This window comes from Isoptericola sp. NPDC060185, from assembly GCF_042728595.1.
In the GTDB taxonomy this organism is placed as follows: Bacteria; Actinomycetota; Actinomycetes; order Actinomycetales; family Cellulomonadaceae; genus Isoptericola.
On the sequence record NZ_JBHWYY010000070.1, the window covers coordinates 1 to 21,029 of the forward strand.

Genomic DNA, 21,029 nt, shown 5'->3' on the forward strand with positions numbered 1-21,029 from the left:
GCGCACGTTCTGAGCGCTCAGAACGTGCGCAACCACCTGTTCGACGACGCGCGCGTGCACGCCCGCGGCTACGATCGCGCCGTGCACGCCGCCTCGGAGCCCCGCCGGAACCCGCCACGGGACACGGGCCGGGACATGAGCCGGGACATGATCCGGGACACGGCACGCGACCACCGCGCCGACCTCGACTGGCGGACCGACCGGCTGCTCGGCGCACCGTTCGAGGAAGCACCGCTCGGCCCCGCGACGCTCGTGCGCTCCCTCGCCCGCCCGGCCGCACCGCGCGCCGTCGTGCTGCACGTGCACGGCTACAACGACTACTTCTTCCAGGCCCACCTCGCCCGGGCGTTCGAGGACGCGGGCCTCGCGTTGTTCGCCGTCGACCTCCGGCGTGCGGGGCGCTCGCTGCTCGACGGCGCGCCCGATGGCGCCGGTGAAGCCGTCGCGCCGCCGCACTACGCGGCGTCCCTGCGCGAGCCCGGCGCCGACCTCACGGCCGCCGCGAGCGCCGTGCGCGCGCTCGAGCCCGGCCACCCGCTGGTGGTGCACGCGCACTCCACCGGGGGCCTCACCGCGGCGCTGTGGACCCACGCCGTGCGCGACGACCCCGACGACGGGCCGGACCTGCTCGTGCTGGACTCGCCGTTCTTCTCCCTGGGCGGCACCCGCCTGCAGGACGCCGGCCGCGCGACCGTGCTCGAGGTCCTCGGCCGGCGGCGGCCGCTGGCCGTGGTCAGCGCCCACCCGTCGATCTACGCGGAGCGCCAGCACGTCGACCACGGCGGGCGGTGGGACTTCGACACCTCCCTCAAACGGCCCGAGGGGCTCCCGGTGCGCGCGGGCTGGCTGCGCACCGTCAGCCGCGCCCAGGCGCGGCTGACCCGCGGCCTCGCCGTGCCCTGCCCGGTCCTCGTGGCGCGCAGCGACGCCTCCGGCCCCGACCGCCGGGACAACCCGCGCCTGGACGCGCAGGACACCGTGCTCGACGTCGCGCGGATCGCCGCCCTCACCCCGCGGGTCGGCCCCGACGTCCGCGCGCTCGTCGTGCCCGGCGGCGTGCACGACCTCGCCCTCTCCGCCGACGGGCCGCGGCAGGCCTACCTCGACGGCGTGCTGAGCTGGATCGAGGCCCGCCGGCCCGACGTCCACCGCCCCGACGTCCACCGCCCCGACCCGGAGGAGTGCCCGTGAGACCCGCGTCCCCGCACCCGTACCTGGACCCGCGCGGGCCGGACGGCTCCCCCGTGCCCGTGCTCGCGCTCGCGCACCGGGGCTTCTCGCACGGCCAGGAGAACCTGGAGAACTCGCTCGCGGCGTTCGCCGCCGCAGTCGACCTCGGCTTCCGGTACGTCGAGACGGACGCGCACGGCACCGCCGACGGCGTCGCCGTGGCGCTGCACGACGCCTCCCTCGACCGCACCACCGACGCCGTCGGGCGCGTGGCCGACCTGCCCTGGTCCGTCGTGCGCCGGGCCCGCATCGGCGGCACCGAGCCCGTGCCGCAGCTCGACGACGTGCTGGGCACGTGGCCCGACCTGCGCGTCAACATCGACGTCAAGGAGGACTCCGGCATCGCGCCGACCGCCGCGGCCATCGAGCGCACGGCCTCCCACGACCGGGTGTGCGTGACGTCGTTCGACGCAGGACGCCGCCGCGCGACGCTCGCCCGTCTCTCACGGCCCGTGGCGACGTCCGCCGGCCGCCGCGAGGTCATCGGCTTCCTCGCGGGCGCGCGGCTGCGGGTGGACCCGCTGGTGCGGCGGGCGCTGCGCGACGTGCACGCCCTGCAGGTCCCCGTCGCGGAGGGGCGGGTGCCCGTGATCGACGCGCGGACCGTCGCGGCAGCCCACCGCGCGGGCCGGCAGGTGCACGTCTGGACCATCAACACGCCCGCCGAGATGCACCGCCTCCTGGACCTGGGCGTCGACGGCCTGGTCACCGACCGCGCCGACCTCCTGCGCGGCGTCCTCGTCCAGCGCGGGCAGTGGGCCTGAGGCGGGGCGGCCGTCAGGCGCGGCCCGACCCGGCGCCCGCCGTCGCGACCCCCGCGCTGCCCGCCGTCGCGAGGTCGAGACCCCACGCGTCGCGCACCAGGCCCTGCCCGCTCCCGGTGAGCCGCAGCCCGCGGCCGCTCGACCGGGCCACCCACCCCGCGTCGAGGAACCGTGCGCCGACGGCCGCGCCCAGCGCGCCGGCCAGGTGCACCCGCCGTTCCGTCCAGTCGAGGCAGGCCCGAGTCGTCGGCCGCCGGGCGGCCACCGCGCCGTCCACGTCCACGCCGAGGCGCCGCAGCCCGTCGGCCCCGGTTCCGGTGAGCGCGAGCACCTCGGGGCCGTCGAGCCAGCCCGCGCCCACCCACGCCTCCGCGAGGCCCACGCCGAGCCGGCCCGCGAGGTGGTCGTAGCAGAACCGTGCGCCCGCCAGGCGCTCCGCCTCCCTGCTGCGGCGGTACCCCGAGACCGGGGCCGGTGCCGCCAGGGCGCCGAGGGCCTCGAGCGCGTCGGCCACGTGCGGGCCGGCGAGCGCGTAGTAGCGGTGCCGGCCCTGCGCGCGGCTCACGACCAGCCCGGCGTCGACGAGCACGGCCAGGTGCTCGGAGGCGGTGGGCGCGCCGACGCCGGCCGCGCGGGCCAGCTCGCCCGCCGGGCGGGCCGTGCCGTCCATGAGCAGGCCGACCATCACCGATCGCGCGGGCGCGGCGAGCGCCCTGCCCACGCCGGTGAAGTCGCGATCCCTGCCCGTGGCGCCGTCCATACCCGCGACCCTACGGCGACGACGGTTCGGCGGTCGCCGAACCGTCGCGGGGCTACCGTCGCGGCATGAGCACCCCGGCACACGGCATCCCCGCACCCGGCGCCCCGGCACCCGGCATCCCGTCGCACGTCCGCGCCCCGCAGGACCTCGAGGTGGCCCTGCCCGACCGGCCCGACGCGCTGGCGGAGCTCGGCGAGGCGCTCGGGCGCGGCGGCATCAGCCTGGAGGGCGGCGGCGTGACCACGGTGAGCGGCCGGGCGGTGGCGCACTTCCTCGTCGACGACGGGCCCCGGGCGCTCGAGGCGCTCGCCCGCACGGGGCTAGGTGGCACGGGGCTCGGTGCCGCCGTCGTCCGCGACGTCGTGACGACGCGCCTGGCGCAGGACGTCCCCGGGCAGATGGGCGCGTTCGCGCGGCGCCTCGCCGGGGCGGGCGTCACGGTGCAGCACCTGTACAGCGACCACGACGGCCGCCTGGTGCTGCTGGTCGCGGACGACGACCTCCCGGCGTGCCGGGAGGTCGTGCGCGCGTGGGACGCCGCGCGGGCCGGAACCGCGGGCTAGAGGCCCAGCTGGACCGTCACGCCCGGGCGGCCGCTCGGCGGCTCCTTCGACACCTCCGCGTACGCGGCGGCGAGCAGCGTCGGGTCCGGGCCCTCGAGGCGCGTCGGCTTCGCGACGTCGTCCAGCACGATGAAGCGCAGCAGGGTCCCGCGCGTCTTCTTGTCCCGCTGCATGGCCGCGAGGAGCTTGTCCCAGCGGTCCCCGCGGTAGGTGGTGGGCAGGCCGAGGGAGGTGAGGATCTCGCGGTGCCGGTCGACGACGGCGTCGTCGAGCTTGCCGCCCAGGCGGGCGAGCTCGGCCGCGAAGACCATGCCGACGGCGACCGCCGCGCCGTGCCGCAGCTGGTAGCGCTCGGTGAGCTCGATCGCGTGTCCCAGGGTGTGCCCGTAGTTGAGGATCTCCCGCAGGCCCTGCTCGGTGAGGTCCTCCCCCACGACGCGGGCCTTGACGCGCACCGACCGCTCGATGAGCTCGGTCAGCACGGCCCAGGTCTCCTCGGTCGCGTCGGCGCCCTTCCACTCCCGGAGCTCGTCGGCGTGCTCCTCGACGAGCTCGAGGATCCGCGGGTCGGCGATGAAGCCGGTCTTGACGACCTCCGCCATGCCCGCCACGAGGTCCCACCTGTCGAGCGACTCGAGCGCCGCCAGGTCGCACAGCACGCCGGCCGGCGGGTGGAACGCGCCCACGAGGTTCTTGCCCTCGGCGGTGTTGATGCCGGTCTTGCCGCCGACGGCGGCGTCCACCATCGCGAGCAGCGTGGTGGGCACGTGCACGACCTTGATGCCCCGCAGCCACGTGGCGGCGACGAACCCGGCGAGGTCCGTCGTCGCGCCGCCGCCCACGGAGACGATCGCGTCGGACCGGGTGAAGTCGGCCTGACCCAGCACCTGCCAGCAGAACGCGGCGACCTGGGCGGTCTTCTGCTCCTCGGCGTCCGGCAGCTCGACCGCGAACGCCTCGTAGCCCTGGGCCACGAGGTCCTCGCGGACCGCCTCGCCGGTCGCCTGCAGGGACGCCGGGTGCATGACGAGCACCCGGCGGACGTCGCCGCCGAGCATCGTCGGCAGCTCGCCGAGCAGGTGTCGCCCGACGACGACGTCGTAGGGCGTGTCGCCCTGCACCGTCACGCGGACCGTCATGACTGGACCTCCTGTGCCGAAGTGACGCCCGCGTGCACCTGTGCCGCGACCTCCTGCGGAGGCCGGTCGTCCGAGACGACGTGCACGGTCGCGAGGCGCTCGTACGTGGGCCGCCGCTGCGCCATCAGCTCGACCCACCGCGCGCGGGGGTTGCCGACCAGCAGCGGGCGGGACTGGTTGAAGCCGACGCGGGGCGCGGCGTGCGCGAGCGCGACGTCGAGGAAGACGACCACGCCGCCGCCCGCGGCGTACCCCTCGAGGGCGCTCTGGGTGTGCTCGTCCATGACGGCGCCGCCGCCCAGCGCGAGGACGCCCGGGTGGCAGGCGAGCGCGGTGGTGACGGCCTCGCGCTCCAGGTCGCGGAAGTGCGGCTCTCCGTCGTCGACGAAGATGTCGGCGACGGCCTTGCCCGCGGCCTCCTCGACGTCCGCGTCGGTGTCGCGGAACGCGACGCCCAGGCGCTGCGCGAGCAGCCGGCCGATCGTGGTCTTGCCGCTCCCGGGCGGGCCGATGAGGACCGCAGCCGGGCTGGATCCGTGGCCCCCGGCGCTCATCGCAGCAGCTCGGGGATCGAGGCGAGGTACGCCTCGGCGTTGCGCCGTACCTCGGCGACCGAGTCGCCGCCGAACTTCTCGACGACGGCCTGCGCGAGCTCGAGCGCCACCATCGCCTCCGCGACCACGGCCGCGGGCGGGACGGCGCAGACGTCGGAGCGCTGGTGGTGGGCCGTGACGGCCTCGCCGGTGGCGACGTCGACCGTGGCGAGCGCGCGCGGCACCGTGGAGATCGGCTTCATCGCGGCACGCACCCGCAGGACCTCGCCGTTGGACATGCCGCCCTCGATGCCGCCCGCGCGGTTGGAGCGCCGGTGGATGTGGCCGTCGTCGCCGCGCTCGATCTCGTCGTGGGCGGCGGACCCTCGGCGGCGCGCGGTGCGGAAGCCGTCCCCGACCTCCACGCCCTTGATCGCCTGGATGCCCATGAGGGCGCCGGCGAGGCGCGCGTCGAGGCGGCGGTCGCCCTGCACGTAGCTTCCGAGGCCGGTGGGCACGTCGTAGGCGAGCACCTCGACGACGCCGCCGAGCGTGTCGCCGTCCTTGCGGCACTCGTCGATCTCCGCGACCATCGCCGCGCTCGTCGTGGCGTCGAAGCAGCGCACGGGGTCGGCGTCCAGCGCGGCGACGTCGCCCGGCGCGGGCAGCGCGGCGCCCTCGGGCACCTCGACGGGACCGATCGCCACGACGTGCGACACGAGCCGCACCCCGACCGCCTGCTCCAGGAACCTCGCCGCGACGACGCCGAGCGCGACCCGGGTCGCGGTCTCGCGAGCCGAGGCACGCTCCAGCACGGGGCGCGCGTCGTCGAAGCCGTACTTGCGCATCCCGACCAGGTCCGCGTGGCCCGGGCGCGGGCGCGTGAGGGGGCGGTTGCGCGCGATCTCGCGCTCGTCGCCCGTGCCGGCGTCCACCAGGAGCGCCTCGCGGTCCACGGGGTCGGGCGACATCACGTCGGTCCACTTGGGCCACTCGGTGTTGCCGATCTCGAACGCGAGCGGACCGCCCTGCGAGACGCCGTGGCGCAGCCCGCCGAGCACGCGGACCTCGTCCTGCTCGAACTTCATGCGGGCGCCGCGGCCGTACCCGAGCCGCCGACGGGCCAGGGCCGCCTGGATGTCCGCGGTGACGAGCTCGACGCCCGCCGGCAGACCTTCCAGCACCCCGACGAGTGACGGACCGTGCGACTCCCCCGACGTCATCCAGCGCAGCATGCCTGCGATTCTTCCACGCCCGCGGCGGGGGTCGGTGCGGTGGTCAGGGTGCGGACGCGGGCGCGGACAGCGCCCCGGCGAGGGCGGCGGCCATCGCGGCGACCGGGGCCGTGCGGCCCGTCATGAGGCGCACCTGCTCCACCGCCTGGTGCAGCAGCATCCGCTCGCCACCCACCACGGTGCCGCCCGCGGCGGACCAGGCCGCCGAGAGCGCGGTGGGCCGCGGGTCGTAGACGACGTCGAGCAGCACGCCCGACGGAGCGCCACCCCGGGCCGAGAGCGCGGCCGCGACCGGGTCGGCCGCGTAGGCCGGCATCGTCGAGACGACGACGTCCGCCTCGCGCAGCGCCCCGAGCGACGCCTGCGGGTCGAGCACCTCGAAGCGCGGCGTCACGCCCATCCGCGCGGCCGCCTCCTGCAGCGCGGCCGCGCGGCCGAGGGAGCGCACCAGCACGCGCGGGGACGTGCAGCCGAGCTCGCCGAGGGCGGCCAACGTGGAGGCCGCCGTCGCGCCACCGCCCAGGACGACGGCGCTCGCCGCGCCCGCCCCGGGGCCGCGGCCCTGGGCCGCGAGGCCCTCGCGCAGCGCGGTGACCAGGCCGTAGACGTCCGTGTTGGTGCCGGTGAGCGTCACGCCGCACTGCGCCGGCCCGACCAGCACGGTGTTCACGGCGCCGACGGCGACCGCGAGCGGGTCCACGTGGTCGACCAGGTCCATCACCGCGTGCTTGAGCGGCATCGTGACGCTCAGGCCCGCCCAGCCGAGGTCCAGCCCGCGCACCAGCGCGGGCAGGTCCTCGACCGTCGTGTCGATCGCGGTGTACTCCCAGCCCTCCAGGCCGAGGGCGTCGTAGGCGGCGGTGTGCAGCACGGGCGAGAGCGAGTGCGCGACGGGGTGGCCCAGCACCGCCGCTCGTCGGGAGACGGTCATGTCAGCCGGCGTTCTCCGCTTGCCACTTCTTCAGCTCGGCCTTGTACTTCTCGTGCTGCGCGTTCGTCGAGGAGAACTTCGTCTCACCCGTGTCGAGGTTCACCGTCACCCAGAACAGCCAGTCGCCGTCCGCCGGGTGCCCCACCGCCTCGATCGACGCCGCGCCCGGGTTCGAGATCGGCGTCGGCGGCAGGCCCACGTGGGCGTAGGTGGAGTACGGGTCGTCAGGATCGTGGATGTCGTTGTAGGTCAGCTCGGTGCCGGACTTCTTCAGCCCGTACGCGCTGGTCGCGTCGATCTGGAGGGGCATGCCCTGGTCGATGCGGTTCTCGATCGCGCGCGCCATCTTCGGGCGGTCCTCGTCGTGCTTCGCCTCGCGCTCGACCAGCGACGCCTTGATCAGCGTGGACTCCCAGTCGGACTGGTCGACGCCCGCCTGCTCGAGCTCCTTCGTGGTCTGCTTCACCATCGCCGTCAGGAGCGTCGTGGCGTCGTCGCCCGGCTGCACCGTGTAGGTCTTCGGGAACAGCCAGCCCTCGGCGTTGCCGTCGGCCGACTTCGGGAGCCCGAACGACTTGGGCTTCTTCAGCGCCTTCTCGAGGTCGTCCTTGGTGATCGTCGTGACGGACGCGACGCGCTCGACGATCTGGTCGACCGTGTACCCCTCGGGGATGGTGACGTTGGTCTGCAGCTTCTCGTTCTTCACCAGTGCGGCGACGGCGTCGGACGCCTTCATCTCGGCCTGCAGCTGGTAGGTGCCCGGCTGGATGCCCGCGGCGGCGGGGTTCTGGCTGAACGCGTCGCTGAACGCCCCGACGCTCGCCACCACGCCGGCGTCGAGCAGCACGGCGCCCATCTTGCCGCCCGTGGCGCCCTCGGGGATGACGACCTCGACCGGGTCACCGCCCGGCCCCGGGTAGTCCTCGTTCTGCGAGCCGATGAAGGGGAGGTCGCCGACGAGGGAGTCCATCCGGTCCCACAGCAGGTAGGCGCCGGCGCCCACGAACGCGAGCACGACCACCAGGATCACGGCGGTGCGCTGGCGGCGGCGGCGCTTGCGCTTGGCGGCGGCCCGTCGGCCGGCGGCCGAGCGGCGCCGCGTGGGTGCCGCGGGCGCCTCCTGCAGGGCGGGATGCTCGAAGAGGTCCGTCACGCCGGGAACTTCTTTCTGACTGGGCCTGGGGTGGGCACGTGGGTCTGCTGTCCGGGCTGCTCAGGCGCCCGGCGTCCGCCGCTCGACGAGCTCGCCGGCTCGCCCCCCGGCCGACCGCTCCGCGTCGAGTGCAGATTGCAGAATGATAACGGCTGCGGCCTGGTCGACGACAGACCGGTGTGTCTTGGTGCGTCGCCCGGCGGAGCGCAGCTGCGCGTGCGCGGTCACCGTGGTCATCCGCTCGTCGACCAGCCGCACCTCGGCGGGCGCGACGGCGGCGGCGAGCCGTGCCGCGAACTCCCGCGCGTCGGCGGTCGCGGCGCCCTCCGCGCCCGACAGGTGCCGGGGCAGACCGACGTACACGACCGCCGCGAACCGGTCCTCGGCCTCCGCGGCGATCCGGGCGACGTCCGGGGTCCTCGCGGGCGTGCCGTCGGCGCCGCGCGGCACCTCCAGCACCCGCGGCACGGTCTCGACGGGCGTGGCGACCAGCCCGTCGGGGTCGCTGGAGGCGAGGCCGATGCGGGCCTTGCCGACGTCGACGCCGAGGCGCGCGCCCCGCGGGAGCCCGCGGGGCACGTCCTGCCCGGGCGACGCCGGAACCGTCACGCGGTGGCCTGGGCCGCGCGGACGCCCTCGGACACCCCGGCGAGGGCGCCCGGCAGCGCGGACGGGTCGGTGCCGCCGCCCTGGGCGAGGTCCGGCTTGCCGCCGCCGCCGCCGCCGAGCGTGGCCGCCGCGGCCTTGACGAAGTCGCCGGCGCGCAGGCCGGCCTCGCGGGCGCCCGCGTTCGTGGCGACGACCACCAGGGGCCTGCCGCCCGCGACGCCGCCGACGGCGACGAGCACCGGCTGGGCGTCGCCGAGCCGTCCGCGCACGTCGAGGGCGAGCGCGCGCAGGTCGTCGGCCGAGGCGACCTCGCCGGCGTCGTGCGCGACGACCCGCACCTCGCCGACGCGCTCCGCCTGCCCGGCCAGCGTGCCCGCCGCGGCGAGGAGGCGGTCCTGGCGCAGCCCGGCGAGCTCCTTCTCCGTCTCCTTGAGGCGGGTCAGGAGCGAGCCCACGCGGTCGGTCAGCTCGTCCGGGCGCGCGCCCAGCAGACCGGTGAGCTGGCCCACCAGGGCGTGCTCCTTGGCCTGGAAGCCGTACGCACCGTCGCCGACCAGGGCGTCGACGCGCCGCACGCCGGAGCCGATGGACGCCTCGCCGAGCAGCGCGACGCGGCCCACCTCGCCGGTGGCCTTCACGTGCGTGCCGCCGCAGAGCTCGCGCGACCAGTCGCCGCCGATGGACACCACGCGCACCGTGTCGCCGTACTTCTCGCCGAACAGCGCCATGGCGCCCAGCTCGCGGGCGCGCGCGATCGGCATCGTCGCGTCGGTGACCTCGAGGTTCTCGGTCAGGCGCGTGTTCACGCGCTCCTCGATCTCGCCGAGCGCGTCCGACGGCACCGGCGTCGGGGACCGGAAGTCGAAGCGCACGCGGCTCGGGGCGTTCTCGGACCCGGCCTGGGTGCGGTCCGGGCCGACCATCTCGTGCAGCGCCTTGTGGATCATGTGCGTGGCCGAGTGGGCGCGGCTGATCGCGACGCGGCGCGTCACGTCGATCGTCGCGAGGCCCGGGTCGCCGAGCGCGACCGTGCCCTCGACCAGGCGGCCGCGGTGCACCGACAGCCCCTTGACCGGGCGCTGCACGTCGTCGACCTCGATGGTCGCGCCGCCGTCGAGCACGATGGTGCCCTGGTCGGCGAGCTGGCCGCCGGCCTCGGCGTAGAACGGGGTGCGGTCGAGCACGACCTCGACGTCGGCGGGGGCGGTCGCGGCGGGCGCGGGGACGCCGTCGACGAGCAGGCCCGCCACGGTCACGGAGGCCTCGGTGTCGGTGTAGCCGAGGAACTCGACCGGCGCGGCAAGCTCCTTGTTCAGCGTCTCGTAGGAGCGCAGGTCGGCGTGGCCGGTCTTCTTCGCGAGCGCGTCCGCGCGGGCGCGCTGCTTCTGCTCCGCCATGAGGTCGCGGAACGCCTTCTCGTCCACCTGGACGCCCTGCTCGGCCGCCATCTCGAGGGTGAGGTCGATCGGGAAGCCGTACGTGTCGTGCAGCTGGAACGCCTCGGCGCCGCCGAGCACGGGAGTGGTCCCGTCCGCAGACGACTTCGCACGACCCACGGCCGTGTCGAGGATGGTCGTGCCCTGCGCCAGCGTGCGGCGGAAGGCGTCCTCCTCCGCGTACGCGACGTCGCTGATGCGGCCGAACTCCGCCTCCAGCTCCGGGTAGGAGGCCTTCATGGCGTCCTTCGAGACCGGCAGCAGCGAGGGCAGCGCGACCTCGTCGACGCCGAGCAGGCGCACCGCGCGCACGGCGCGGCGGATGAGGCGGCGCAGCACGTAGCCGCGGCCCTCGTTCGAGGGGCGCACGCCGTCGCCGATCACCATGAGGGAGGAACGGACGTGGTCCGCGACCACGCGCATCCGCACGTCGTCCTCGGGGTCGGCGCCGTAGCGCTTGCCGGTCAGCTCCTCCACGCGGGAGATGACGGGGAAGACCTCGTCGATCTCGTAGAGGTTCTCCTTGCCCTGCAGGAGGTACGCGATGCGCTCCAGGCCCGCGCCCGTGTCGATGCTCTTGTGCTCGAGCTCGCCCAGCAGCGGGTAGTTCTTGCCCTGGCCCTCGCCGCGCACGAACTCGTCGAAGACGAGGTTCCAGATCTCCAGGTAGCGGTCGCCGCCCGGGTCCACGGTGCCGCCCACGGCGTCCGGGCCGTACGCGGGCCCGCGGTCGTAGTGCCACTCGGCGCAGGGGCCGGCCGGGCCGGGCTGGCCCGTGTCCCAGAAGTTCTCCTCGCGCGGCAGCCGCACGACGTGCTTCGGGTCCAGCCCGACGCCCTTCGTCAGCGCCTCGTACGCCTCGGCGTCCTGCTCCCAGATCGTGACCCACAGCCGGTCGCCGTCGAGCCCGTAGCCGCCCTTGTCCTGCCCGGACGTGAGCAGCTCCCACGCGAAGTCGATCGCCTCGCGCTTGAAGTAGTCCCCGAACGAGAAGTTGCCGTTCATCTGGAAGAACGTGCCGTGCCGCGTGGTGCGGCCCACGTTCTCGATGTCGTTGGTGCGGATGCACTTCTGCACGCTGGCCACGCGGGGCCACGGCGCCGGCTCGGTGCCGAGGATGTACGGGATGAACGGCACCATGCCGGCGATCGTGAACAGGATCGACGGGTCCGGCGAGACCAGGGGGGCGCTCGGCACGATGGCGTGCCCCTGGGACTCGAAGTAGTCGAGCCAACGCTTGCGGATCTCGGCGGTGCGCATGGTGTCCTTCGAAGGTGTGTCGAGCCGGTGACGGCTGGTGACGGTCGTGGTGGCGGGTGTCGCGCCCGCCCTCGCGGGCGGGCCGTCCCCTATTGTCCCGCGCGACGCCGGGTGGTCGGAACGGGATTTCTCCGGGCGGGGCCGGGGCGGGCGGTGCGGGTCTGTGCTCGAGTCGATGCTCGGGTCGGGGTGCGGGTCAGAACGAGTAGCCGAGGTCGGCCTCGTCGGCGGCGATCTCCGCGTCCGGGTCGGCGGCCGCGTGCCGGGCCCGCCCCGGGGCGCCGCCACGCAGGTCCGCGGGGCGCAGCCCGCTGGCGCGCACGTCGTCCGGGTCCGGCTGCCCCTCGGCGAGCAGCGCCGCCGTGAGCTCGGCCTCGCGCGCGGTGCGCGCCTGCGTGAACTCGCGGCGGAACGTCGCGACGAACGTCTCCGCCCGCTGCCCGGCGTCCTGCGCGGCCCGCTCGGCGCGGTCCACGACCGCCTCCGGGGTGTACCGCACGATCAGCTTGCGGCCCTGGCGGACGACGACGACCGTGACGACGACGCCGACCCCGACCCAGAACAGCCGGCGCATCAGCGGTCCGCCTTCGACGAGCCGCGGCTCGCCCGGGACGCGCCCGCGAACGCCTGGCGCACGCCGTAGGAGAACGCCGCGACCTTCACCAGCGGGCGGCCCAGCGTGGAGGCGTACAGGCCGGCCAGCGCCGACACGTTCTCGCTCACCTGCGCGGCCGACGTCGTGATCGTGTCCACCTTGACCAGCTGGTCGTTGGTCGAGGCCACCGTGGTGGCCGCCTCGTCGAGGATCGGCACGGAGTGCTCGGTGACCTCGCGGATGGAGCGCGTCGCCTCGTCGAGCACGCGCCCCAGCTTCACCAGCGGGATCGCGAGCAGCCCCACGAGCAGCACGAACGCGACGGCCGCGATGAGCCCGGCCACGTCACCCATCGACATCAGATCTCTCCTCGCACAGGCGTCATTCGGTCGGTCGTCACCCTATCCCGGGCGACCGCTCGAGAACGGCGGACGCCCCGCCCCCCGCGACGGCGGGTGACGGGGCGTCCTGCGCTGCAGCGCTCTCGGCTGCGCTGCGCGAGCAGCGCACGCGAAAGATCAGCGCGCGTAGAACTCGACCACGAGCTGGACCTCGCAGGTCACGGGGACCTCGGCGCGCTTCGGCTTGCGGGTCAGCGTGGCCGACAGCTTCTCGAGGTTCACGTCGAGGTAGCCCGGGACGGCCGGCAGCACGTCGCGGTGGGCACCGGCGGCGGCGACCTGGAACGGCGTCGTGGTCTGCGACTTCGGCTTGACCTGGATGGTCTGGCCCGGCTTCACACGGAACGACGGACGGTCGACGATCTTGCCGTCCACCAGGATGTGACGGTGCGTCACGGCCTGGCGGGCCTGCAGGATGGTGCGGCCGAAGCCGGCACGCAGCACGAGGGCGTCGAGACGCGTCTCGAGGTCCTCGACCATGACCTCACCGGTCAGGCCCGGGTGCTTGCGGGCGGTCTCGTAGACCTTGACGAGCTGCTTCTCGCGCAGCGCGTACTGGGCGCGCAGGCGCTGCTTCTCGCGGAGGCGGACCGCGTAGTCCGACTCGGTACGGCGGCGGGCGCGGCCGTGCTCGCCCGGGGGGTAGGGGCGCTTCTCGAAGTGGCGGACGGCCTTCGGGGTCAGCGCGAGGCCGAGCTTGCGGCTCAGGCGGACCTGGCGGCGCGACTTGGTGACAGCGGTCACTGGTTGCTTCCTGTCCTGTGGTGATGGATGAGGTCACACCCGCGTCCCCGCGAGGGGAAGGTCGGGTGCGGGACCAGCCGATGGAACGCCCTGCGCGGTGGCGCGAAGCTCGCGATGACGAGAAGTCCGCGGTGGCGGGGTGCTCACGGGGCCGAGGTCCCAGGCGGTCGCCGAATCGGCAACCGCAGCATCTTATCGCATCCGCGGCCGGGGTCTTGCCGCCGTGGGCCGGTGACGGTTGACTGTGCCCGCCCGGCGCGAACGCCGGCGACACCGCCCGAAGGAGTCCCCCCGATGACCGTCCCCACCGCGCTCTCCTCCCGCTCCGCCGAGGTCGTCCGCTCCACCCTGCCCGTGGTCGAGGAGTCGATCGACGAGATCACGACCGTCTTCTACCGCACGCTGCTGGAGGAGCACCCGGGGCTGCTCGGTGCGATGTTCTCCCCCGAGCGCCTCGCCGACGGCACCCAGCAGCGCGCCCTCGCGGCGGCCATCGCGTCGTGCGCGGCCCTCCTCGTCGCCGACGAGGAGGCCGACCCCCGCGAGGTGCTCGCTCCCGTCGCCCGCCGACACCGCGCGGTGGGCGTGGAGCCGGCGCAGTACGAGGTCGTGCACGAGCACCTGTTCGCCGCGATCGTCCACGTGCTGGGCGACGCGGTGACCCCCGAGGTCGCGGCCGCGTGGGACGAGGTCTACCGGACGATGGCGGACACCCTCATCGAGCTCGAGGCGGCGTGACGCCGGCCTGACACGGGCCTGAACACGCGGTCGCCGGCCGGTCAGGCGCCGTCGAGGATCTCCCGGATCCGCGCCAGCCGGTCGGTGACCTGCTTCTCGAAGCCGCGGTCGCTCGGCGCGTAGTAGCGCCGCCCCGCGAGCTCGTCCGGGAGGTACTGCTGCGCCGCGACGGCGTGCGGCGCGTCGTGCGCGTACCGGTAGCCCTTGCCGTGGCCGAGGCCCTCGGCGCCCGCGTAGTGCGCGTCGCGCAGGTGCGGCGGGACCACGCCGGCCTTGCCCGCCCGGACGTCCGCGAGCGCCGCGTCGACGCCGAGGTACGCGGCGTTCGACTTGGGCGCGGTCGCGAGGTGCACGACGGCCTCCGCCAGGACGATGCGCCCCTCGGGCATCCCGATGAGCTGGACGGCCTGCGCGGCGGCCACGGCGGTCTGCAGGGCGGAGGGGTCGGCCATGCCGACGTCCTCGGCGGCCGAGATGACCAGCCGGCGGGCGATGAACCGCGGGTCCTCCCCCGCGGCGACCATCCGGGCCAGGTAGTGCAGGGAGGCGTCGACATCGGACCCGCGGATGGACTTGATGAACGCGGAGACGACGTCGTAGTGCTGGTCGCCGTCGCGGTCGTAACGCACGGCGGCGACGTCGACGGCGCGCTCGACGGTGTCCAGGTCGACGGGGACGGCGGCGTCCGCGGCGCGGGCCGGGTCCGCGTCGGCCAGGGCCGCTCCGGCGGCCGCCTCGAGGATGGTGAGCGCCTTGCGCGCGTCGCCGCCCGCCATCCGCACGAGCTGGTCCTCGGCGTCGGCCGCGAGGGCGACCGCGCCGCCGAGGCCGCGCTCGTCCTCGACGGCGCGGCGCACGAGGGCGCGCACGTCGTCCGCGGTCAGCGGCTTGAGGGTGAGCAGCAGGGAGCGGCTCAGCAGCGGGGAGTTCACGGAGAACGACGGGTTCTCCGTGGTGGCGGCGACCAGCGTGACCCAGCGGTTCTCGACGCTGGGCAGCAGCGCGTCCTGCTGGGTCTTGGAGAAGCGGTGCACCTCGTCGATGAAGAGCACTGTCTCCTCGCCACCCGTGGCGAGTCGGCGGCGGGCGTCCTCGACGACCTGCCGCACCTCCTTGACGCCCGCGGTGACGGCCGACAGCTCGACGAAGCGGCGGCCGGACGACGTCGCGACCAGGTACGCCAGGGTGGTCTTGCCGACCCCCGGCGGGCCCCACAGGATCACCGACCCGGGCGCGGCGCGGCGCGCCGACTCGTCGTCGGGCTCCACGAGCCGGCGCAGCGGCGAGCCCGCCACGAGGAGGTGCCCCTGGCCCGCGACCTCGTCGAGCGTGGCGGGCCGCATCCGCACGGCCAAGGGGGCGCTCGGGCCGGTGCGCCCGGTCGCCGGCGTGCCGCGGGTGCCGGTGAGCGCGGCGTCGAACAGGTCCATGCCCCCAGCCTACGGAGCCTCACCCACGCCCCCGTCCGCGGGTGGCCTCGTGCCTAGGGTGGAGGCATGACGGTCGACGACGGCACCGGGCCGGAGACGGACGGGGCGGACGTGGTCGTCGTCGGGGCGGGGCCGACCGGCCTCCTCCTGGCGGGCGACCTCGCCGTCGCAGGAGTGCGGGTGACCGTGCTCGAGAAGCGACCGGCGGGGCTGAGCAACCTCACCCGCGCGTTCGCGGTGCACGCGCGCAGCCTCGAGGCACTGGACGCGCGCGGGCTGGTCGACGAGCTCCTGACCACCGGCCGGGTGGTGCGCGGGCTGCGCGTCTTCGGCCGGGTGGACGTCCGCCTTGACGCCCTCCCGGGCCGGTTCCCGTTCGTCCTCGTCACGCCGCAGTACGAGGTGGAGCGCCTGCTGCGCCGGCGCGCGGAGGCCGCGGGGGTCCGCTTCCGGCATGACGTGGAGGTCACCGGCCTCGCCCAGGACGACGACGGCGTCACCCTCGCCGCAACGGGCCCGGACGGCCCGACGACCGTGCGCGCGCCGTGGGTGGTCGGCACGGACGGCGTGCGCTCGACGGTGCGCCGGGCCGCGGGCATCGCGTTCCCCGGGGAGACGGTGATCCGCGCCATGGTGCTGGCGGACGTCCGCGTGGCGCGCCCGCCCCACGACGTCCTCACCGTCGCCTCCGCGGGCGGCTCCCTGGGCTTCCTCGCGCCCTTCGGCGGCGGCTGGTACCGGTTCATCGGCTGGGACGAGGAGCTCGACCCGAGCGACACCGGCGGTGGCGTGGGTGGCGACGTCGGCCTGGACGAGGTCCGCGCCGTCGCGCGCGCGACCCTCGGGGACGACCTCGGGATGCACGAGCTGCGCTTCGCCACCCGGTTCGCGGCCGACGAGCGCCAGGCCACCCGGTACCGCGCCGACCGCGTCCTGCTGGCGGGCGACGCCGCCCACTGCCACAGCCCCGCCGGCGGGCTCGGCATGAACACCGGCCTGCAGGACGCCGCGAACCTGTCGTGGCGGCTCGCCGCCGTGGTGCGCGGCGTCGACCCGCAGGTGCTCGACGGCTACACCGACGAGCGGTACCCGGTGGGCAGGCAGGTGCTGACCACGAGCGGCGCCCTGCTGCGCCTGGCCACGCGGCCCGGGCCTGCGGCGGCCGCGGCGCGCGCGGTCCTGGCGACGGCGCTCGCGCGCGTGGCACCCGCCCGCCGACGTGCGGCGGCCACCGTCTCGGCGCTCGGGGTCAGGTACCCGGCCCCTGCGGGCGCCCACCCCGCGGCGGGCCGCCGGGTGCCCGACCTCCCACTGGCTCCCGGGCCCGCCGGGACACGCCTGGCGGAGGCGCTGCGCGCGGGCAGGTTCGTCCTCGTGGGCCCGGCGAGCGGCGCGCCGGCCGCCCTCCCGCCCGCTCCGGGCGAGGTCGACCCGGGCGAGCGCGTCGTCGTGCGGCGTGACGACGGCCGGCCCGCGACGCTGCTGGTGCGCCCCGACGGCTACCTCGCCGACGCCGCCGAGCGGGCGCCTGCCGGCCTCGCAACCGCCGGGCCCGGGGCTCCGCCGTCGAGCAGGGCCTGACGCAGCGCGTCGGGGAGGTCGGGCGGCACGTCCGGCGGCACGGCGAGCGCCTGCAGCGAGCGCGAGTAGTAGTTGCGCAGCCCGGCGGCCAGGGCCACGTCGACGATCTGCCGGTCCGTGAGGCCCGCGTCGCGCAGCCGCCGCGTCTCGGCCTCGGTGACCGCCACCGCGTCGGTGCTCAGGCGCGCGGCGAGGTCCATGGCCGCGACCTCGGCGTCCGTCAGCCCGGCGTCGTGGTGGTCGCGCGCGATCCGTGCGAGCTGGGCGTCGTCGAACAGCTGACGGCTGCGGCGACCGTGCGCCAGGAGGCAGGCCTCGGACCGCAGCGCCTTGGCGGCCGCCAGGGTCACCAGCTCGTACAGCCGCGGTCCGAGGCCGCGGGCGACGGCGCGCGCGAGCCCTTCGAAGGCCAGGTAGGCCTCCAGGTCCACGGCCATGACGCGCGTGTGGCTCGGCACGTAGCCGAGCGCCGCGACGTCCTCGGCGTAGACCTCCGCCAGGGCGCCGGTGGCGTCGTCCGGCTCCACGGTCCTGATGATGGTCATGGTCGCCCCCGAGCGGTCGCCTCCGCGGACCGGCGCCGGCCGTCGGCCTCGGGCTCCGGCGGCGGCCCGCCTCGTCCATGCTCCTCCCCGCCGGGCCCAGGCGCACCGGCCCGCGGGGGTGAACCTGGCCGGCGTATCAGGGCCGGGAGCTCTCGAACTCCTGGACGAGGTCGAAGCCCAGCCGCAGGTAGAGCCGCCGCGCGGCGGCGTTGTGGGCGTAGACGCCGAGGGTGACCATCGGGGACTCGGCGAGCCCGGCCCGGGTGGCGGCGCCCGTGACCGCGGCCGCGATCCCCCGCCCGCGCCACGCGGGGTCGGTCCCGATCGACCCGAGGGTCCAGGGACGGCCCGGGACGCGGCGCGACGCGCCCGCGACGCCCCGCACCACGCCGTCGTCGTCGCGCCAGCCCCACCAGCGGGAGCGAGGTTCGTCGACGGGAAGCTCGCCGCCGGGGTTCGCGACCGCCAGGCACGCGGCCGCCTCGGCCCGCTCCTCGGCGCTCGTCAGCTCGGCGACGCGGTCCTCGCCGGGCTGCGCCGGAGGCGGGGCCGGAGGCGGGGCCGTCGCGCACATCCAGTCCCAGGCGTCGAACGGGGCGCGGTCGAACGGCGGCGGCACCGCCCCGCCGTGGCCGGACAGCGCGGCGTGCGTGCCGCGCGGCATCGACGCCCGCACCACCGGGCCCAGCCCGCCGACGGCGGCCAGCTCCGCCTCCGCGGCCAGCACGAGGCGCGCCGCGCCGGCGGGGTCGCCCACGCCCAGGACGCTCACGCCCGTGGGCGCATGGTCGACGGCGAACGGGCGGCCGCCGTCGATCCGCTCGCGCCAGCGCAGGCGGACCAGGAGGGCGTCGCCGTCGGACCAGGAGTGGCTGGCGTCCCACCCGCCGTGGGCGGCCTCGGCGACGACGACGGGGTGCTGCGCCCAGCGCGCAGGCAGGCTCGCCCCGGCCACCTCCGTGACCGGGGCGAGCGCGTGCCCGTCGAGGGTGCTGGTCACTCCCCCGCGGCCGGCGGCTCGTCCTGCGGGGCGGCGTCCACGCCGGCCTCCTTGCGCTGCTCCGGCGTGATCGGGGCCGGGGCGTCGGTCAGCGGGTCGTAGCCCCCGCCCGACTTCGGGAACGCGATGACGTCGCGGATCGACGGCGACTTCGTCAGCAGGGCGACGATGCGGTCCCAGCCGAACGCGATCCCGCCGTGCGGCGGGGCGCCGAACTTGAACGCGTCGAGCAGGAAGCCGAACTTCTCCTGCGCCTCGGCCGGGCCGATGCCCATGACGTCGAAGACCCGCTCCTGCACGTCGCGGCGGTGGATACGGATCGAGCCGCCGCCGATCTCGTTGCCGTTGCAGACGATGTCGTAGGCGTAGGCCAGGGCGTTGCCCGGGTCCTGCTCGAACGTGTCGATCCACTCGGGCTTCGGCGACGTGAACGCGTGGTGCACGGCGGTCCAGGCGGAGTGGCCGAGGTCGACGTCGTCGTCCTCACCGGTCGGCTTGAACAGCGGCGCGTCCACGACCCAGACGAACGCCCACGCGTCCTCGTCGACCTGGCCGGTGCGGTGCGCGATCTCGATGCGGGCGGCGCCGAGCAGCGCGCGGGCCTCCGAGGTCTTGCCGGCCGCGAAGAACACGGCGTCGCCCGGCTGCGCGCCGGTGGCGGCGGCGAGGCCCTCACGCTCGGCGTCGGACAGGTTCTTGGCGACCGGGCCGCCCAGAGTGCCGTCCTCGCCGTACGTGACGTACGCGAGGCCCTTGGCGCCACGCTGCTTGGCCCACTCCTGCCAGGCGTCGAACTGGCGGCGCGGCTGCGAGGCGCCCCCGGCCATGACGACGGCGCCCACGTACTCCGCCTGGAAGACGCGGAACGGCGTGGCGGCGAAGTAGTCCGTGAGCTCGACGAGCGGGTTGCCGAAACGCAGGTCGGGCTTGTCCGTGCCGTACAGGCGCATGGCGTCGGCGAACGTCATACGGGCGATCGGCGTCGGGATCTCGACGTCGATCAGCTTCCACAGCGCGACGAGGATCTGCTCAGCCAGCGCGATGACGTCGTCCTGGTCGACGAAGCTCAGCTCGACGTCCAGCTGGGTGAACTCGGGCTGGCGGTCGGCGCGGAAGTCCTCGTCGCGGTAGCAGCGGGCGATCTGGTAGTAGCGCTCGAGGCCGCCGACCATGAGGAGCTGCTTGAACAGCTGCGGGCTCTGCGGGAGGGCGTACCAGCTCCCCGGCGCGAGGCGGGCCGGGACGAGGAAGTCGCGGGCACCCTCGGGCGTCGAACGGGTCAGGGTGGGCGTCTCCACCTCGACGAAGTCGTGCTCGTCGAGCACGCGGCGGGCCGCCTGGTTCGCCTTCGACCGCAGCCGCAGGGCGTGCGCCTGGCTCGGGCGGCGGATGTCGAGGTAGCGGTGCTTGAGACGCGCCTCCTCGCCGATCGTCTCCGTGTCGGCCAGGGCCGTGGAGACCTGGAACGGCAGCGCGGCCGACTCGTTGAGGACCACGACCTCCTTGGCCACGACCTCGATCTCGCCCGTGGCGAGGTTCGGGTTCGCGTTGCCCTCGGGGCGGCGGCCGACCTCACCGGTCACCTGCAGCACGAACTCGGAGCGCAGCGGGTGGGCCACGGACTCGTCCCGGATGACGACCTGGGAGATGCCCGAGGCGTCGCGCAGGTCGATGAAGGCCACTCCTCCGTGATCCCGGCGGCGATCGACCCACCCCGTGAGGGTGACGGTCTGGCCGATGTGCTCGGCCCGCAGTGAGCCGGCCGTGTGGGTGCGGAGCACGGAGGGGTCCTTTCGTGACGGGTGGTGGGCGGGTGGTGCCGCCGTCCCGGTGCCCGGCCGGGGCGGCCGTCGCGCCCTCTCAGGGCGACGTGGCGAGTTTAGTCGCTGCACCCCCGGCCCCGTCCGCCGTTTTCCGGCGGCCGACGGCGCGTCGGGCGCCGGGGTGTGTTGCCGTGGTCACAAACCGCCCCCCTCGTTACTCTCTTCCGGGGCAAGACAGGGTGAGAACCGGTGGCTGACCTGCGGGGGGACCTGGACGTGTACCTGGACATGGGCCTGGACGTGCGACGGCACGTCGTCGCGGGCGAGGTGGCCCGGTGAGGCCGGCGGACTGGTCACCGGTCGGCCTGGACGCCGACCCCACGCCCGGGGACCCGGTACTCGTCCTCTCCGGGGGGCAGGACTACCTCGAGGTCGCCGGCTCGATCGACGACGCGGCCGGCGCGATGTCCCGGTTGGACGTCGCCGGGACGATCTCCCAGGCCGTGGACGCGTTGATGGAGACCAAGGAAGACACCATCAGCGAGATCCGCCGCGCCCACTCCCGGTATCAGGCCACGGGCGAGGCGCTGGTGGACTACGCCCGCACCCTGGACCGGGT

At 75.4% G+C, this 21,029-nt stretch carries 21 protein-coding genes; 6 read left to right on the forward strand and 15 right to left on the reverse strand.

Annotated features, from left to right (window positions below):
• Positions 1–1,191, forward strand: a 1,191-nt coding sequence (locus ACFWDO_RS17280; protein WP_380347074.1) for an alpha/beta hydrolase, incomplete at its 5' end; no start/stop codon positions are given.
• A complete protein-coding gene (locus ACFWDO_RS17285; protein WP_380321305.1) occupies positions 1,188–1,994 on the forward strand; it encodes a glycerophosphodiester phosphodiesterase in 807 nt (268 codons plus the stop codon). The genes ACFWDO_RS17280 and ACFWDO_RS17285, both read left to right, overlap by 4 nt.
• 13 nt (positions 1,995–2,007) lie before the next feature.
• Here ACFWDO_RS17285 and ACFWDO_RS17290 read toward each other — a convergent pair whose 3' ends face one another.
• Complete coding sequence (locus ACFWDO_RS17290) at positions 2,008–2,754, reverse strand: ArsR/SmtB family transcription factor (protein ID WP_380321308.1); 747 nt, start codon at positions 2,752–2,754, stop codon at positions 2,008–2,010.
• Positions 2,755–2,819: 65 nt separating this feature from the next.
• Here ACFWDO_RS17290 and ACFWDO_RS17295 point away from each other — a divergent pair, with 65 nt between their 5' ends.
• Complete coding sequence (locus tag ACFWDO_RS17295; protein ID WP_380321310.1) at positions 2,820–3,317, forward strand: hypothetical protein; 498 nt, start codon at positions 2,820–2,822, stop codon at positions 3,315–3,317.
• Here the strand turns inward: ACFWDO_RS17295 and aroB are convergent.
• From aroB to rpsD, 10 genes are all read right to left on the reverse strand, one after another.
• Positions 3,314–4,456: a 3-dehydroquinate synthase gene (aroB, locus tag ACFWDO_RS17300; RefSeq protein WP_380321313.1), complete on the reverse strand. Its 1,143-nt coding sequence runs from the start codon at positions 4,454–4,456 to the stop codon at positions 3,314–3,316. The two genes, ACFWDO_RS17295 and aroB, sit on opposite strands and share 4 nt — an antisense overlap.
• Entirely contained in the window at positions 4,453–5,010 is a 558-nt protein-coding gene (locus tag ACFWDO_RS17305; protein ID WP_380321316.1) for a shikimate kinase, read from the reverse strand. Before ACFWDO_RS17305 ends, aroB begins: the two co-directional genes overlap by 4 nt.
• A complete protein-coding gene (aroC, locus tag ACFWDO_RS17310) occupies positions 5,007–6,224 on the reverse strand; it encodes a chorismate synthase (protein WP_380321319.1) in 1,218 nt (405 codons plus the stop codon). Before aroC ends, ACFWDO_RS17305 begins: the two co-directional genes overlap by 4 nt.
• Before the next feature lie 43 nt (positions 6,225–6,267).
• Positions 6,268–7,155 carry a shikimate dehydrogenase gene (locus tag ACFWDO_RS17315; RefSeq protein WP_380321322.1) on the reverse strand — a complete coding sequence of 296 codons (888 nt, stop codon included), beginning with the start codon at positions 7,153–7,155 and terminating at the stop codon, positions 6,268–6,270.
• A gap of 1 nt (position 7,156) precedes the next feature.
• Positions 7,157–8,308 (reverse strand): endolytic transglycosylase MltG, encoded by a 1,152-nt coding sequence (gene mltG, locus ACFWDO_RS17320; protein WP_380321325.1) that lies wholly within the window; start codon positions 8,306–8,308, stop codon positions 7,157–7,159.
• 60 nt (positions 8,309–8,368) lie between these two features.
• Positions 8,369–8,917, reverse strand: coding sequence for a Holliday junction resolvase RuvX (ruvX, locus tag ACFWDO_RS17325; protein ID WP_380321328.1), 549 nt, complete (start codon positions 8,915–8,917; stop codon positions 8,369–8,371).
• Positions 8,914–11,613, reverse strand: coding sequence for an alanine--tRNA ligase (gene alaS / locus ACFWDO_RS17330; RefSeq protein WP_380321331.1), 2,700 nt, complete (start codon positions 11,611–11,613; stop codon positions 8,914–8,916). Before alaS ends, ruvX begins: the two co-directional genes overlap by 4 nt.
• 196 nt (positions 11,614–11,809) lie before the next feature.
• On the reverse strand, positions 11,810–12,187 hold the full coding sequence (locus ACFWDO_RS17335; protein ID WP_380321334.1) for a hypothetical protein: 378 nt from the start codon (positions 12,185–12,187) through the stop codon (positions 11,810–11,812).
• Entirely contained in the window at positions 12,187–12,567 is a 381-nt protein-coding gene (locus tag ACFWDO_RS17340; RefSeq protein ID WP_380321337.1) for a DUF948 domain-containing protein, read from the reverse strand. Before ACFWDO_RS17340 ends, ACFWDO_RS17335 begins: the two co-directional genes overlap by 1 nt.
• Before the next feature lie 159 nt (positions 12,568–12,726).
• A complete protein-coding gene (rpsD, locus tag ACFWDO_RS17345) occupies positions 12,727–13,353 on the reverse strand; it encodes a 30S ribosomal protein S4 (RefSeq protein ID WP_380321340.1) in 627 nt (208 codons plus the stop codon).
• A gap of 294 nt (positions 13,354–13,647) precedes the next feature.
• Here rpsD and ACFWDO_RS17350 point away from each other — a divergent pair, with 294 nt between their 5' ends.
• Positions 13,648–14,091 (forward strand): globin domain-containing protein, encoded by a 444-nt coding sequence (locus tag ACFWDO_RS17350; protein WP_380321343.1) that lies wholly within the window; start codon positions 13,648–13,650, stop codon positions 14,089–14,091.
• Positions 14,092–14,132: 41 nt separating this feature from the next.
• Here the strand turns inward: ACFWDO_RS17350 and ACFWDO_RS17355 are convergent, their stop codons facing one another.
• Complete coding sequence (locus ACFWDO_RS17355) at positions 14,133–15,521, reverse strand: replication-associated recombination protein A (RefSeq protein ID WP_380321346.1); 1,389 nt, start codon at positions 15,519–15,521, stop codon at positions 14,133–14,135.
• Positions 15,522–15,587: 66 nt separating this feature from the next.
• On the opposite strand from ACFWDO_RS17355, the gene ACFWDO_RS17360 reads away from it, so the two are divergent.
• On the forward strand, positions 15,588–17,102 hold the full coding sequence (locus ACFWDO_RS17360; RefSeq protein WP_380321349.1) for an FAD-dependent monooxygenase: 1,515 nt from the start codon (positions 15,588–15,590) through the stop codon (positions 17,100–17,102).
• Here the strand turns inward: ACFWDO_RS17360 and ACFWDO_RS17365 are convergent.
• The 3 genes from ACFWDO_RS17365 to aspS all read right to left on the reverse strand — a co-directional run bounded on the left by ACFWDO_RS17365 (position 17,021) and on the right by aspS (position 20,428).
• Positions 17,021–17,647, reverse strand: a complete 627-nt coding sequence (locus ACFWDO_RS17365) for a carboxymuconolactone decarboxylase family protein (RefSeq protein ID WP_380321352.1) — start codon at positions 17,645–17,647, stop codon at positions 17,021–17,023. The genes ACFWDO_RS17360 and ACFWDO_RS17365 overlap by 82 nt on opposite strands.
• A 136-nt stretch (positions 17,648–17,783) precedes the next feature.
• Entirely contained in the window at positions 17,784–18,647 is an 864-nt protein-coding gene (locus tag ACFWDO_RS17370; protein WP_380321355.1) for a GNAT family N-acetyltransferase, read from the reverse strand.
• Entirely contained in the window at positions 18,644–20,428 is a 1,785-nt protein-coding gene (gene aspS / locus ACFWDO_RS17375) for an aspartate--tRNA ligase (RefSeq protein WP_380321358.1), read from the reverse strand. Before aspS ends, ACFWDO_RS17370 begins: the two co-directional genes overlap by 4 nt.
• Before the next feature lie 317 nt (positions 20,429–20,745).
• Here aspS and ACFWDO_RS17380 point away from each other — a divergent pair.
• Positions 20,746–21,029, forward strand: a 284-nt coding sequence (locus ACFWDO_RS17380; protein ID WP_380321140.1) for a hypothetical protein, incomplete at its 3' end; no start/stop codon positions are given.